Here is a 14,365-nt window from a genome sequence, read left to right on the forward strand (position 1 = left end):
GGAAATATTACTAACTGAATAATCTATGATTTTATTTTGCAAATATTTGCTAATTTTTATGAAATATTAATGAATAAAAAAACACCGTTTTTAACCAAAATATTTATACAAAAGTTTAATAAGTAAAATGAAATTATTCTGTTTTTAAAAATAAAATCAAATAAACAAAACATTTACATTTAGTTAATAATTTTCTATGAGATATTTATTTTTTAATAATTTAAAACAAGAATATAAAAAACCAAAATAGCCGAAACTATTTTAGTTAAATATTATTATTTTCTGTAATCAATTACTGCTCTACCTAAGAATTCGCCTTTTTCTAGCTTTTCAAAGATGCTTGCAACTTCTTCAAGTTTAATAACTTTTGTTACTTCTGATTTTACTAATCCTCTTGCTGCATAGTCTAATGCTTCAGCTAGGTCTTTACGTGTCCCTACTATTGAACCAGCCAATTCTCTTTCGCATAGAACAGTTCAAAATACTGAAACTGGAAATTCATCTTTACCGTGTGAGTCTTTAGCAGGTAATCCAACTAAAACTTGGCGACCACCTCTACGTAGAATACTCATTCCTTGAACAGCTGCTGCTGTTGCTACTGATGTATTAATTACACCATGAACTCCACCATTTGTTACTTCTAGAACTTTAGCAACAACATCTACTTTTTTAGAGTTGAAAGCATATTCAGCTCCTGATTTAATTGCTAATTTACATTTTTCATCACTTAGGTCAATTCCAATTGGACGGTAACCCATTGCTTTGGCGTATTGAACTGCCATTTGCCCTAATCCACCAACTCCAATAACTGCAACATATTCACCTGGTTTTAGTTTAGCTTGTTTAACTGCTTTATATGTTGTAACCCCAGCACAAACAACTGGCGCTCCCGTAATAATGTCTAAGTCTTTTGGAACAACACCAACATAATCTTCATGTCCAATTGCATATTCTGCAAATGATCCATCTTTTGTATATGCTGACATATTTTGGTTAGGACATAATGTTTCTTTACCTGTTAAACAAAATTCACAGTGTCCACATGCATCATGTAATCAAGCTAAACAAACTCTTTGACCTACTTTTAGGTGTGTACATCCTGGACCTAATTTTTCAACAATTCCAATTCCTTCGTGTCCTGGAATTAAAGGATATTTAGGTGTTACTAATCAATCGAAATTAGCTGCGTGTAAGTCTGTATGACAAACTCCACTGGTTTCCATTTTAATTAGAACTTCTTTTTCCTTTGGTTCTGGAATATCAACTAATTCCACACTTCATTTTCTAGGTTCGCGTACTACAAACGCTTTCATTTTTTTTGCCATTTTTTCTCCGTAAAATATAAATAGTTAGTAAGAGTTTTCTCTTACATAAGTAATTATAACTTTTTAAAGATTTTTTGACCTTTTGTGGAACAGTTTCCATAAATTAAGTGGAATAAATTCCATAAGAAAAAAGGCTGTTTTTTCCTTTTTTATTACATAAAATGAAAATTATTAATAAAAAGTAGGAGGAACAATGAATGATTATTTACTTTACTACTCATGATTAAATAATGGGGACAATTTTAAGGTGTTTATGTCTATAAAAAATACCTTTCCAATCAATAATGAAAAACTCAAAGAAATTAAAGAGTACTTAAAAGAAAAGGATATAAAATATGTAACATTTATGGATTCAGACTATCCTGAAAAGTTATTGATTTATAAATACCCACCATATATATTATTTTATAAAGGTGATTATGAATTAATTAAAAAACAAAATATTTATTGTTTAACGGGTGATATTATTAATGAAAAATCTTTTGAACAATTCATAATAAATAAAGATGTTGTAATCAATAATATTCAATTGATTACAAATAACTTCAAAGGTTTTGATGAAAGAATTGTTGAGGAATATAAAAAATTCAATAAACCTATAATAAGAATTTTTGCAAATGGGTTTTGTTGAAATGATGAATTAAATACGAATAATGAAGTTGACAATGATTTATGAATATCACAATATCCACCACTCACACACCCTAAAATAATAAGATTTAAGGAAAGAAATTTGCTATTAGCAGCTTTGTCTAATGAGCTTATAGTTTTTTCATCAAAGAAAGAAAGCAAAATTTTTAACCTTGCAGGTTGCTTTGTAAATATAGGAAAAGAAGTTAATTGTTTTCCTGGTATTGAAATTGATGACGGAAATAATTTGCTTATTAAAGAAGGAGCAAACCTAATAACTTCAATTAGCGATGTGGCATGTTATTAATAACAAAAAAAACAGCAACCGCTGTTTTTTTGTTTTCAAATGAAATTTATTTTTTTACACTAACTTTTCTTTCTGTGTAAACTGAAGCAAACTTTCTGTTTCTTCTTGTTTCATATTTAACATAACCATCGATTAACATGAATAGAGTATCATCTCCACCACGTCCTACATTAACTCCAGGAAAAATTTTTGTTCCTCTTTGACGATAAATAATTGATCCTGCTGTTGCAAATTGTCCATCACCTAACTTAGCACCTAATCTCTTACTTTGACTATCACGTCCATTGTGGGTCGAACCACCAGCTTTCGTATGTGCCATTTAGATTACCCCTTTATTTCTGTGATTTTAACACGTGTATATGGTTGACGGTGTCCAAGTTTTCTTTTGTGAGTAGATTTTGCGTTATGACGGTAGACAACGATTTTCTTTGCCTTACCTTGTTTTTCGATAATTCCGCTTACTTTAGCGTTTTTTAAATATGGTTTACCAATTTTAGAATCAACAAGTAAAACTTTATCAAAAGTTACTGTTTCTCCTTCATTACCTTCTATTTTTTCAATGAAGATTGTTTGGTCTTTTTTAACAAGTAATTGTTTGCCACCTGTTTCGATAATTGCTAACATGCAATACCTCCAAATGTGGTCGCGTCCGTGAGGTGCTATGCTTGAAAACCTTTTTGGAACGGTTACTGAAAGTAACAACTTAATTATAAGTTAAAAAAAATAATATCAAAATGAAAACTATAAATTCTAGCGTTCTTAAAAATTAAGAAAAATACTATCAGAATTTGTTGTTAAATTACTCTTGTTTTCTCATTTATAACTTGTTGTTCCCAATTTAATTTCTGCTTTTGCAGCTGTTGCAGTTTTAAATAATCCAACCACAGGATTTATAATACCAAAAATTAATGGTAATGCACTCATGAGCGTAGAAATAAGTGCTCCAACTTCAATTTTATCCATCTCATCATTATTCAATTTTGTTAGTTGGTTGATTTTCATAATACCTCCCGTTTAATTATTATTAAGAAAGTGAAAATGAACAAAAAAAGGCAAAAAGCCTTATTCTAAAAAGTTTGTATTAAAACTTCCTATAACATTTTTAACAGGTTGAATTGAAACAAAGATTGATTTATCAACAAGTTTTAAATCGTTAATCATATTTTTAGTTTCTAAAAGCAACATAACTGATTCAATTCTGTAAATTGTTTTACCTGTATATCCACTTGTTAGAGCGCTAACTTCATAACCATGTCAGTATTTTATTAATTTTAAATAAGCTAATACTTTAGAAGGATCTGAGCACGAGATTGATAGAACTACTTTTTTGTATTTAGGATATAAAAAGTTCAGTACTATATTAGTAATCAATATGTACGCATATGTTGAGAGTTCTCTCATTCCAAAAATTATTCTTTTACCTTCTAAATCAACATTAGGTTTAACAAAACTAAATATAATTAAGAAAATTGTAGCTGTTGAAAAAGAAACTAAACTCATCATTGTTGCAACATTTTTTTTAGATTTAGTTGAATAATAATAAACTATAATATCAGTTCCACCTGTAGAACCACCTGCTTTTCATGTTAATGCTATACTTACTGCTATAATAAATGAACCGATTGAACCATATATTAATATAGGTCATGTAATTGAAGAACCTGGTTCATTCACCCAACCCGGCACTAATTCAAATCATCTAATTAAGTTTGAGTGTACTACATCATTTGTGAAGACCATATTTATTAAAATTTGAGAAATCATAAAGACAATCGTTAACCATGTAAAGCTTCTCTTTATTTTTAAGCCATATGTTAAAAACAAAGGAATATTAACTGCAAAATATACAAGAGCAAAATATGGTTTTATTGCAGGAATTGCATATTGTAAAAGAGTTGGAATTCCAGTTAAACCAGATGGAATTGTTTGGGCTCTATCCATAAACAATTGAACACCAAAGTTAAATATAAATGAAGCAAAAATAACTATCAAAATACGTCTTCAATATTTAGTAAAAAATCTTCTAAATGTCAACTTTGTTGTTTTATTATTTAAAAGATGTTTCCCCATACTATATTTTATAAGTTCTAATTCTTCATCAATTGAGTGTTGGTTAATTTCTAGATTTTTGTTAAGTTCAAAAGAATTATCAATTGAAGCTGTATCTGCTAGATCTTGATCTACTTGATTATTTGTTTTCATGATTATTATTATATATTATATATTTTAAAAATATTATTATCAATTTTACATTTCTAAAAATTTATATGACAATATGCATTTGGATGCTTATCTAAATAATCTTGGTGATATTCTTCTGCTAAATAGTAATTTTTTAATTTCAAAACTTCAGTTACAACTTTCCCTTTTATATGTTTTGAAAGTTCATTAATTTTATTATTAATGATTAATTCATCTTCTTCGTTCTCAAAATAGAAGCCATTTCTGTATTGACTTCCAAAGTCATGTGCTTGGTGGTTTAATTGCGTCGGATCGATAACATCAAAAAGTTTTTTGACTATTTCATCAAGTTTTAAAATTATCTCATCATAATATATCTCTACTGCTTCAACAGCATTTGTAGAACCGGTTTTAACTTGTATGTAAGTTGGATTTTTAATTTCCGAATTAGCATATCCCACAGTTGTTTTAATAATTCCCTTTATTGTTTTAAAGTATGCTTGAACACCTCAAAAACATCCGCCTGCCAAATAAATTTTCTTCATCTTTTCTCCTTATTAATTACAAAAAACGCTTTCGCGTTTTGTGTATATTATTTTTCTATTTTAATTTTAACGCTTGGCCCCATTGTTGAAGAAACCGTTAAGTTTAACATATATGTTCCTTTAACAACAGCCGGTTTAAGTTTTTTAATTAAATTAATAATTGTTTTAGCATTTTCTGTCAAATCACTTGTTGACATACTTGCTTTACCAATCAGTGTATGAACAATACCTGCTTTATCTGTTCTATAGTTAGCTTTCCCTTTTTTAAGTTCTTCTACTGCTTTTTCAGGTGTTGGTGTAACTGTACCTGTTTTTGGATTAGGCATTAAACCTTTAGGTCCAAGTTTTTTTCCATATTTACCAAGTAGAGGCATCATTGCTGGATCCGCAACCATAACATCAAAATCAAAATCATCTTCCTTAATTTTTTGTTCTAATGCTGGACCATCTACAACAATGTCAGCTCCAGCAGCTTTTGCTGCTTTTTGTTTTTCAGGTGTGTTAGTAACAACCAAAACTCTTATTTTTTTACCTGTTCCAAATGGAAGTAAAACCGATCCTCTTAGTTGTTGTTCTGCTTTACGAACATCAAGGTTTAAGTTGAATGCTAAATCAATAGAAGCATCGAATTTTGCATATGAAGTTTTCTTAGCTAATTCAATAGCTTCGTTTAAATCGTAAACATTGTTTCTGTCAAATGATTCACGAGCAGCTTTTAAGTTTTTAGATAATTTTCTCATAATTATTTAACATCTCCTTCTGCTTCTTTGTCATCACCAATAACATTAACTTCAATTGATTTGTTTTTGGTTTCCTTCATTTGTGCTTCTGCTGATGCTAACGATTCTTCCTTAGCTTTTGCAAGTGCTGAAGCTTTAGATGCAGCTTTAGCTTCTGCCTTTAGTTTAAAGATATCATCATATCCTTCAACTAAAATTCCCATGTTTCTTGCTGTTCCAGCAATTGTAGCCATAGCTGAATCAACACTATCTGTGTTTAGATCAGGTAATTTATATTCTGCTATTTCTTTTAATTGTGATGCTTTAATAGTAGCAACAATTGTTGTTTTTGAATTAGCTGAACCTGCTTTTACTTTCGCAACTTGTTTAAGTTTAAATGATGCAGGTGATGTATACAATTTAAAATCAAATGTTTTATCTTTGTATACTGTAATTTGAACAGGAACAGGTTCACCATTTCTGTCTTTTGTAGCGTCGTTGAAAGCTCTTGTAAATTCAGGCATGTTAATACCTACCCCAGCTAATGATGGTCCAGGTTTAGCTTGACCAGCATTGAATTGAAGTTTAGCTACACGAACTATTTCTTTTTTTGCCATATGGTATCCTTTCGATATTGTGGTACTAATGATATATAATATCTCCCACTAGTTAGAGGCAATTAATATTGCTTTTCTATTATATAAAAAAAATAAATTTTAAGAAACAAAAAAGATGAATTATTTTTCATCTTCCTCATCTAAATCATCATAAATATCTTCTTTGTCTTCTTCAATTAATTTCGATTTAAGATCACTCAATTGTTTTTTAAGATTTGATGATGTTCTATCATTTTCTTGTGATTTGATTTGACCAAAATTAATTTTTAAACCTTGTAAATTCTTGTCTGTTTCATCATCATTAAAAAGTATCACAGGAATAATAATAGGATTTCTTCTTTTTTCTTTATAGAACAAATTCTTTAATCTATCGCTTATTATTTGTTTTAAATCTACAACATTTCAGTCTGGAGTGTTCTTGATAAAATGCAATGTGGTTCCATGTGAAATACGCTTTGTTTCTTCTACTAAAGCTGTGGAATTTTTAACAAAGAAACATCCTCTGCTTATCAAATGTGGCTTACCTATAATAGAATTTGTTTTTTTATTAATAACCAAAACTATAGAAACGAAACCAGATTCACTAAGATTAGCTCTTTCTCTAATAATGTTTGCATTAAGATTTAAAGCATTATTTCCATCTATATAAATTGGTCCATAATTTATTTTTTCGTTTGTTTCGGTTACAACTTGATCTAACATATTGTAAACAACGCCTGCTTGTGGTATGATTACATTTTTTGCATCAACTCCATTTTCGATAGCACTCTGACCGTGAACTATACTCATTCTATATTCTCCATGATATGGTAGGAAATATTTTGGTTTAGTAAGTTGAAAAATTTTATCATGTTCATATCTATAAGCATGTCCTGATGTATGTAAATATCCATCTGGTCCATTTTCCTTAATGATTGCACCTAATTTGTAAAGTCTATTAATTAATAATTCTATTACCATTCTATTTCCAGGAATTGGACTTGAAGAAAAAATTATAGTGTCGCCTTTTGCTATTTTGACAGTTGCATGTTTTCCATATGACATTCTAGAAAGAGCAGCTAACTGTTCCCCTTGAGAACCGGTTGTTAATATAACTAAGTCACTATCCTTAACTTTTGAAAGATGTTTTTTATCAACAAAAATATCAGAAGACACATCAATATAACCAAGTTTTCTACCTATTTTAACACCTTGAATCATTGATCTTCCAAAGGTAATAACTTTCTTTTTAAGTTTAGCTGCTAAATCAATAATAACTTTAACACGTGTTAAATTTGAAGCGAAAGCAGTTAATATTATTTTACCCTTTGCTTCAACTAAATGTCTTTCAATATCGGTTATTATATCCTTCTCAGAAGGAGAGTGAAATGGACGCATAGCGTTTGTCGAATCTGACATAAGAACAGTCAATCCCTCTTTACCCATTTGGTCTAATCTAGAAAAATCAGTGTAATTTCCTATTGGAGTATAATCAAATCTAAAATCTCCAGTACACATTACGCTACCATTTGGAGTTGTGATTCTTACTCCAAAAGCATCAGGTATTGAATGTTGAGCTGTTCAAAAATCAACTTTGCAACCTTCATCAAAATTGTAAATTGCACTTTTTTCTATTTCAATAAATTCATGATTTTTTTGAACAATACCGTGTTCTTCAAATTTAAGTTTTAGATATTGGATCGCTATTCTTGGTGCAAATATTTTTTTAACAAAAACTTGCTTTAAAAGGTGAACTACTCCTCCAATATGATCTTCATGACCGTGTGTAATAAAAAGCCCTTCAATTATTTTTCCTGGTTCGTTTAAATATGAATAATCAGGTATGATTCCTTTGATTCCAGTTGTAAAAGTATCTGCAAATTTTATACCTGCATCAACGATAAAAATATGGTTGTTATGCTCTATTAATAAGGTGGATTTCCCTATTTCCTGAACACCACCCAAAGGAATTAATCTTGTTGGTAGCATCATTTTTCTCCTATAAATAATATGTTTAAAATATATATGTTACAACCAACATTATGTCGGTCATTAATCTTATTATAATATAGAAGAAGCAAAAAGTTATTAATTAATTTAATTTTTTTGAGTGTAAAAAGCACTATATTTGTTTTTAATATCACTTAAAATTGAGTTGATTCTAAACGAACTAAAAAACATTTTGTTCTTATTAACATTTATATTTTTTAAAGTATTAATTTCACTCTTACTTAATTTGTTTATAAAATTACAGGTATCATATTTAGAAAGTAGTTCGAGTAAAGTTCTATCATCTTCACCCGAAGTAACAGATATGTTTTCTATTGTATCTTCAGCATATCAAGTCAATGAATTTTCAAACTTGTATTGACTTGTATTTGTTTTGTTATATTCATTTAAAATTTGGTATTTTAATGAGTTAAAAAAATAATTTTCAAACGGAATTCCAAGTTTTGAATCAAAATTATCAACTGTCTTAATTAAATTTGCATAAATTACTTGTCTCACATCATCTGCTTTTGCTTCATCACAATAAAGATAATTGAATTTTACTCTTGTTCAATAACTAATAACTTGCTCAAATTTTCTTATATAGATCATTAATAATTTTTGATCTGAAATATTTTTATAAAATGTTAAATTAAAATATTGAACAACTTCGTCATTCATATTTTTTATATCTCTTTTTAACATAATTTACTCCTTGATTTTTTCAATCATTTCAAAAAGTAAAATTCCTGTTGCAACCGAAACATTTAATGATTGAACACTTCCAAATTGTTCGATATAAATTGTTTCATCACACACATTTAGTGTACTTTTAGATACACCACTTCCTTCATTACCAACTACCAAAACACTTTTATAAGGATAATTTATTTGATTGTGTTTCTTAGAATTCTTATCAAGTGCCGAAGAAAAAACTCAAAAGCCATTATTTTTTAATCAAGTAATTGTAGCTGAAATACTATTTACTCGTATAAACTTAATGCCTATAAATCCACCGCTTGAAACTTTAATAACAGTTGAATTTATCTCAGCACTTCTATCTCTTGGTAAAATTATGTGCTTAACACCTGCAGCATTAGCACTTCTTATAACCGCCCCTAAATTATGTGGATCTTGAATATGGTCAAGAACTAAAACCAATTTAGGATTATCATTAATTAAAGAATTTAAATTATCATAATTAATTTCTTTAATTAATGCAATAAAACCTTGATGGTTTTCATTTGTTAGTTCGTCAAACTTGTCACGTCTAACTACCTCAACAGGAAAATTTACATTTTTAAAAAGATGCTTGTTATTTTCGTGTAGTAGTAAAACCTTTTGAATTGGTCAGTTATTTTGTAAAGCATCAAGTACAGAATTTTTACCACACATTATTAATTGTTTCATATAAGCACCCCTGTTTTTTCCTTTTTTAGTTCTTTTTTTGTTCTATTTTTTTCCACTTTTTGTTCTTTTTTATGTTATATTAGATTGTTTTTAATTAGTATTTTTCTTAATTTGTCTGCTTCGTCAAATGTTTTATTAAGTAATAAATTTTGTCAATTTTGATAAATAATTTTGAAATCCTTAAAAGTGTATTGTTCAAAATTAAAGCCTAGATCTTCAAAAACCTTCACTAATGTTGTAGCTAATTTTGAATCAAAATTCTTATTAAGTTGTTTTAGTAAATTATTAACATTAAAATTAAAATCACTATTTTTTAGATTCGCTACTAGTGAGTTTAGTTCAATATATAACTCTTCATTTAAATCAATAATTTTATTTGCATCAAGTAGAAAGTTTTTAAATGCAACTTGTTTTATTTTAGCATAAATCTTTTTTGAATTTTCAATTAAACTATCACTCAAGTTCATAGGTGAAGTGATATCAGCTAACAGTAGAATCATTCTAAAAGTATTACTTCCATGTTCTTCTAAAAAATCCTTAGCTAAAATTACATTCCCTAAAGATTTAGACATTTTTTCACCATTGTAATTTATATGTCCACAGTGAATTCAATTTTTAGCAAGTGGTTTTTTATAAAGCGAATAATGTTGAATATTTTCATTTTCATGATGTGGGAATTTTAAATCAATTCCACCACCATGAATGTCAACTCCTTGACCTGGAAAATGCTTATCAATAATAGCGCAACATTCTGTATGTCAACCGGGTCTTCCTTCACCAAATTGGCTATTGAATTTAACACCAACATTTGTTTTTTTTCATAATGAAAAATCGCTTGGATGTTTTTTTGTTGAGTTTTCTTGCTCAAAAACCATTTGTTCAATTTTTTGGTTTGAGACTGTACCATAAGCTTTTTTGTTTTTTTCAACATCAAAAAGAACATTACCTTCTTTATCTAAATAAGCATCTTTATTTTGTCTTATATTTTCAATGTATTTTTTCATTACATCTAAATTATCTCGAACATACTCAAGATGTGATATTGTTTTAATGTTTAGTTCTTGCAACAATTTAATATATTGGTTAGCATAACGTTGAGATATAACTAATTCATCAACGTTTTCTTCTAGGGCTTTATTGATTATCTTGTCATCTATATCGGTGATATTATGAATCAAAATAAAATCTTTTCCAGTGTTTCTATAAGCTCTTAACATCAAATCGAAATTTAAAATAGGTCTAATATTACCGATATGTAAATCATTATAAACAGTAGGACCACAAACATATATTTTTAACATGTTATTATTATATAATGTTGTAAAATTTATAAGAGAAAAAAGGAGAAATTAAGATGATTATTAATAAAAATATCTTTTTAATGAAAAATAGTTTTTTTGCTGTATGTAAAACATTTTTATATGTCTTAATTTCTTATATTCCTTCTTGGTGTTTTGATTTTAATGAAAATTAATTACATTTAAGGAGAGAAAATAATGAATAATAAAAATAATGAAACAGAATATGAACTGTTAGGTCGGGCTAATCTTCCAAAAAAGAAAAATATAAACTTTTTTACCGGGATATTAATAGTAATCGGCTCATCAATGGGAGCCGGTATTTTCTTTAAATCAAAAGCAGTTTTAGAAAGTAATTCTTACTCTCTAGTTTTTGCCATAATATCTTGAGTCATAGCTTCATTAGCAATTGTAATGATGGGAGTTTCCCTTCTTGAAATTTCAACCAAAAATAAAGGAAACCTTTCAATAGTCGGTTGAAATCATAGGTTTAATAAATGAATGACATATCAAATGTCAAAGAATTTTTCTCTTTATATCAATGCAGCTTTAACTTACTTTTTTATGCCTCTTTATGCCATAATGTCTTTCCAAGATGGAGCAAGGATTTTTGGTTTTTATAACTTTAATACTAAAGCAGATTGAGCTATTTGAACAACAATTATATTAATATTTAATACATATTTTATACTCTCTTCTGGATTAAGTTCAAAGTGAGCTACAATTCAAAATAATGTCACTTTAATCTTCAAATTTATTGCCATTATTTCTACAATAATAATTGGTTTTAGTATATTTGCATTTCAAAGCAAATCTGGAAATGGACTTGATATACATTGATTACCCAAACAAATTGATACAACAAATAGACCAAGTTCATTTTTAGGAATAGCGCCATTTGGTGGTTTATTTATTTCTTGAGCAGGGATTTTCTTCGCATATGACGGATTTTATGTTTCAACTGGAATTGAAGAAGAATTAAAAGATAAGAAAAAAACACCTTATGTTTTACTAATGGGACTAAGTGTTGTAACGATAATCCATCTTATAATAGCAATAGCAATGTCTATAAATGGTAAAGGTGATTTTAAAGAATATGCGCAATTTTTATCCCAAAGAAAACTTGGTTGAATTTATGGACTAACAAACTTTTCAATATCTATTGGAGTCATAGGTATTATCAATGGATTTAGTTTATGAATTCCTAAATTTATTGAAGAATTAATAAGAATGAAAGATATACCTTTTTATAAAAAATTAGCTAACAAAACCAACGAATCACTTCCTAAAGTTGGAGTTAAATATGCGCTTATCTTAATTCAACCAACTACATTATTATTCTGTATTATTGGTTCAACATTATATTTTCCATATGATGATCCAAGTGGATATCATGACCTATACGGTAGTGGAATGAGTAATTTATATAACTTTGCTGATCTCATGTCGAATTGAATCTCTTTACTGGCTTTTGGCTTTATTGCCTTGGCATTTTATGGTGCTATTTTTGAGAGTAAAAAGAATCCGAAGCATTTTCCTAAATGATTTAAGTATGTGAATTGATTTGTAACAATCTTTCTTCTTGCTGTTGTTCTAATAAATTTTATTGCACCCTTCGTTGATATTTGATTAATTATTTATGAAAAAAATAGACTAACCTATGATGTTTACATACAAACATTAAGGGGTCGAATCTTGTCTCTTATTGTATTGACCGGGTTTATTTTAGTAATAACTTTACCTCAATTCATTGCAAAAATTAAAGGTTTAAAAAGGAAAAAAACTTTTATAGAAAATAATCAATGTTAAATTGTTACGTTGCCTTAATCAACTCTATTAGATACAATAATTTAACATTGGAATATTTTGTGCTTTAAATTTATTAATAATCATTTTTTAGCTTTATTATTTTTCTTTAGCTCCATTGATTTTTAATAAATTATTAAAAAACATTTATTTAATTTTAATTATTTTAGTGCTTAGTTTAGTAAGTTTTTGAGTTTATTCAATAACCTTTCAATAAGTAAAAAATACAAAGCCATTCCTGACAGATGAATGGCTTTTAGTTAAAAAGAAGGAAAGTAAATAAATAATCAAATTATTGTTTAAGATATTTTAAAAATAATCTAAAATATAGTAATAAATATGTTTAAGGAGAAACTATGAAAACGATGTTAGATTTAGCTATTGAATTCCTAAGTGAAAACAAAGATCAAGATTATGAATTTGATCAAATTTTCAACCATGTTGAGGAAAATTTGAAAAGCAGTTGAGAAGCAAACTTTGTGAGCGATAGAAACAACTACGAACAAGTTAGAACAAAAAAACTTGGAGAGTTATATAGATTATTAACTGTTGATGGAAGTTTTATAAGAACTCATGAAGGTTTATGACAACTAAATCAACAAAAGTTTAATTAGTCAATTGGGAGAAAAAATGGCATTAGTAAACGCAAAAAATATGCTTTCAGAAGCAAAAAAAGGAAAGTATGCAATTCCTCATATCAATATCAATAACTTAGAATGAGCAAAAGCTGTTTTATTAACAGCACAAGCAGAAAAATCACCAGTTATTGTAGCAACAAGTGAAGGTGCATTAAAATACATGGGAGGGTTTGAAACTGTTTCAGGAATGGTTAAAGGTTTAATTAAAGATTTAAACATCACAGTTCCAGTTGCTCTTCACCTAGACCATGGTTCATATGAAGGGGCTTTAAAAGCTCTTAACTCAGGATATACATCAATTATGTTTGATGGAAGTCATTACAATTTTGAAGAAAACTACAAAAAAACATCAGAACTTGTTAAATTAGCAAAAGAAAAAAATATGTCTTTTGAAGCCGAAGTTGGAACAATTGGTGGTGAAGAAGATGGAATAGTTGGAAATGGTGAATTTGCCGATCCTGATCAAGCTAAGAAAATGGCTCAATTAGGTATTGATGTTTTAGCAGCTGGAATTGGTAATATTCATGGACCATACCCAACAACATGAAAATCATTAAGTTTTGAAACTTTAGAAAAAATTTCTAAGGCTGCTGGAATAGGGATTGTTTTACATGGTGGTTCAGGAATCCCTAGTGATCAAATTAAAAAAGCTATAAGCTTAGGAGTAACAAAAATAAATGTTAACACTGAATTACAACAATCAAATCATCAAGCTTTAAGAAAATACATTGAAAGTGGCAAAGACCTTGAAGGAAAAAACTTTGACCCTCGTAAATTGTACAAAGATGGTTATGAAGCAATGTGTAAAACAGTTAAAGATAAAATTCACGAATTTGGTTCAAATAATAAAGCATAATAAAATTAGTTGCATAAGCAACTTTTTTTGTTCTTTTTTTGTACACTTTTTACATTTAATTAATT

At 28.2% G+C, this 14,365-nt stretch carries 16 protein-coding genes; 4 read left to right on the forward strand and 12 right to left on the reverse strand.

The annotated features are described in order from the left end of the window. Positions 1-275 precede the first annotated feature (275 nt). Positions 276-1,325: a zinc-dependent alcohol dehydrogenase gene (locus tag MCRO_RS03000; RefSeq protein ID WP_013054676.1), complete on the reverse strand. Its 1,050-nt coding sequence runs from the start codon at positions 1,323-1,325 to the stop codon at positions 276-278. A gap of 193 nt (positions 1,326-1,518) precedes the next feature. Between MCRO_RS03000 and MCRO_RS03005 the strand changes: the two genes are divergently transcribed. Beyond that, positions 1,519-2,262: a DNA-processing protein DprA gene (locus tag MCRO_RS03005; protein WP_013054659.1), complete on the forward strand. Its 744-nt coding sequence runs from the start codon at positions 1,519-1,521 to the stop codon at positions 2,260-2,262. 46 nt (positions 2,263-2,308) lie between these two features. On the opposite strand, the gene rpmA is transcribed toward MCRO_RS03005, so the two are convergent. From rpmA to MCRO_RS03060, 11 genes are all read right to left on the reverse strand, one after another. Next, positions 2,309-2,581, reverse strand: coding sequence for a 50S ribosomal protein L27 (rpmA, locus tag MCRO_RS03010; protein WP_013054482.1), 273 nt, complete (start codon positions 2,579-2,581; stop codon positions 2,309-2,311). Between the two features lie 5 nt (positions 2,582-2,586). Next, positions 2,587-2,886: a 50S ribosomal protein L21 gene (rplU, locus tag MCRO_RS03015; protein WP_013054253.1), complete on the reverse strand. Its 300-nt coding sequence runs from the start codon at positions 2,884-2,886 to the stop codon at positions 2,587-2,589. 135 nt (positions 2,887-3,021) lie between these two features. Then, the gene (locus MCRO_RS03020) at positions 3,022-3,264 is read right to left on the reverse strand and encodes a hypothetical protein (RefSeq protein ID WP_013054793.1); all 243 of its coding nucleotides are present in this window, start codon (positions 3,262-3,264) and stop codon (positions 3,022-3,024) included. A gap of 60 nt (positions 3,265-3,324) precedes the next feature. Next, positions 3,325-4,464, reverse strand: a complete 1,140-nt coding sequence (locus MCRO_RS03025; RefSeq protein ID WP_013054429.1) for a YitT family protein — start codon at positions 4,462-4,464, stop codon at positions 3,325-3,327. A gap of 53 nt (positions 4,465-4,517) precedes the next feature. Then, a complete protein-coding gene (msrA, locus tag MCRO_RS03030; protein ID WP_013054371.1) occupies positions 4,518-4,988 on the reverse strand; it encodes a peptide-methionine (S)-S-oxide reductase MsrA in 471 nt (156 codons plus the stop codon). A 47-nt stretch (positions 4,989-5,035) separates the two neighbouring features. After that, a complete protein-coding gene (rplA, locus tag MCRO_RS03035; protein WP_013054464.1) occupies positions 5,036-5,728 on the reverse strand; it encodes a 50S ribosomal protein L1 in 693 nt (230 codons plus the stop codon). A gap of 2 nt (positions 5,729-5,730) precedes the next feature. Beyond that, positions 5,731-6,324 carry a 50S ribosomal protein L11 gene (rplK, locus tag MCRO_RS03040; RefSeq protein WP_013054529.1) on the reverse strand — a complete coding sequence of 198 codons (594 nt, stop codon included), beginning with the start codon at positions 6,322-6,324 and terminating at the stop codon, positions 5,731-5,733. A 120-nt stretch (positions 6,325-6,444) separates the two neighbouring features. After that, positions 6,445-8,295 (reverse strand): ribonuclease J, encoded by a 1,851-nt coding sequence (locus tag MCRO_RS03045; RefSeq protein ID WP_337998350.1) that lies wholly within the window; start codon positions 8,293-8,295, stop codon positions 6,445-6,447. A 105-nt stretch (positions 8,296-8,400) separates the two neighbouring features. Beyond that, positions 8,401-8,997, reverse strand: coding sequence for a sigma-70 RNA polymerase sigma factor region 4 domain-containing protein (locus MCRO_RS03050; protein ID WP_013054753.1), 597 nt, complete (start codon positions 8,995-8,997; stop codon positions 8,401-8,403). 3 nt (positions 8,998-9,000) lie between these two features. Continuing rightward, positions 9,001-9,702 (reverse strand): 23S rRNA (guanosine(2251)-2'-O)-methyltransferase RlmB, encoded by a 702-nt coding sequence (rlmB, locus tag MCRO_RS03055; RefSeq protein WP_013054648.1) that lies wholly within the window; start codon positions 9,700-9,702, stop codon positions 9,001-9,003. 74 nt (positions 9,703-9,776) lie between these two features. Beyond that, complete coding sequence (locus MCRO_RS03060; RefSeq protein ID WP_013054774.1) at positions 9,777-11,003, reverse strand: class I tRNA ligase family protein; 1,227 nt, start codon at positions 11,001-11,003, stop codon at positions 9,777-9,779. 195 nt (positions 11,004-11,198) lie between these two features. Between MCRO_RS03060 and MCRO_RS03065 the strand changes: the two genes are divergently transcribed. From MCRO_RS03065 to fba, 3 genes are all read left to right on the forward strand, one after another. Beyond that, a complete protein-coding gene (locus MCRO_RS03065; RefSeq protein ID WP_013054566.1) occupies positions 11,199-12,809 on the forward strand; it encodes an amino acid permease in 1,611 nt (536 codons plus the stop codon). 353 nt (positions 12,810-13,162) lie between these two features. Continuing rightward, positions 13,163-13,420 (forward strand): DNA-directed RNA polymerase subunit delta, encoded by a 258-nt coding sequence (gene rpoE / locus MCRO_RS03070; protein ID WP_013054530.1) that lies wholly within the window; start codon positions 13,163-13,165, stop codon positions 13,418-13,420. A gap of 16 nt (positions 13,421-13,436) precedes the next feature. Next, positions 13,437-14,300, forward strand: a complete 864-nt coding sequence (fba, locus tag MCRO_RS03075; protein WP_013054451.1) for a class II fructose-1,6-bisphosphate aldolase — start codon at positions 13,437-13,439, stop codon at positions 14,298-14,300. Positions 14,301-14,365 lie beyond the last annotated feature (65 nt).

The sequence above is a fragment of the Mycoplasma crocodyli MP145 genome (assembly GCF_000025845.1).
GTDB classification, from domain to species: Bacteria; Bacillota_I; Bacilli_A; order Mycoplasmatales; family Metamycoplasmataceae; genus Mycoplasmopsis; species Mycoplasmopsis crocodyli.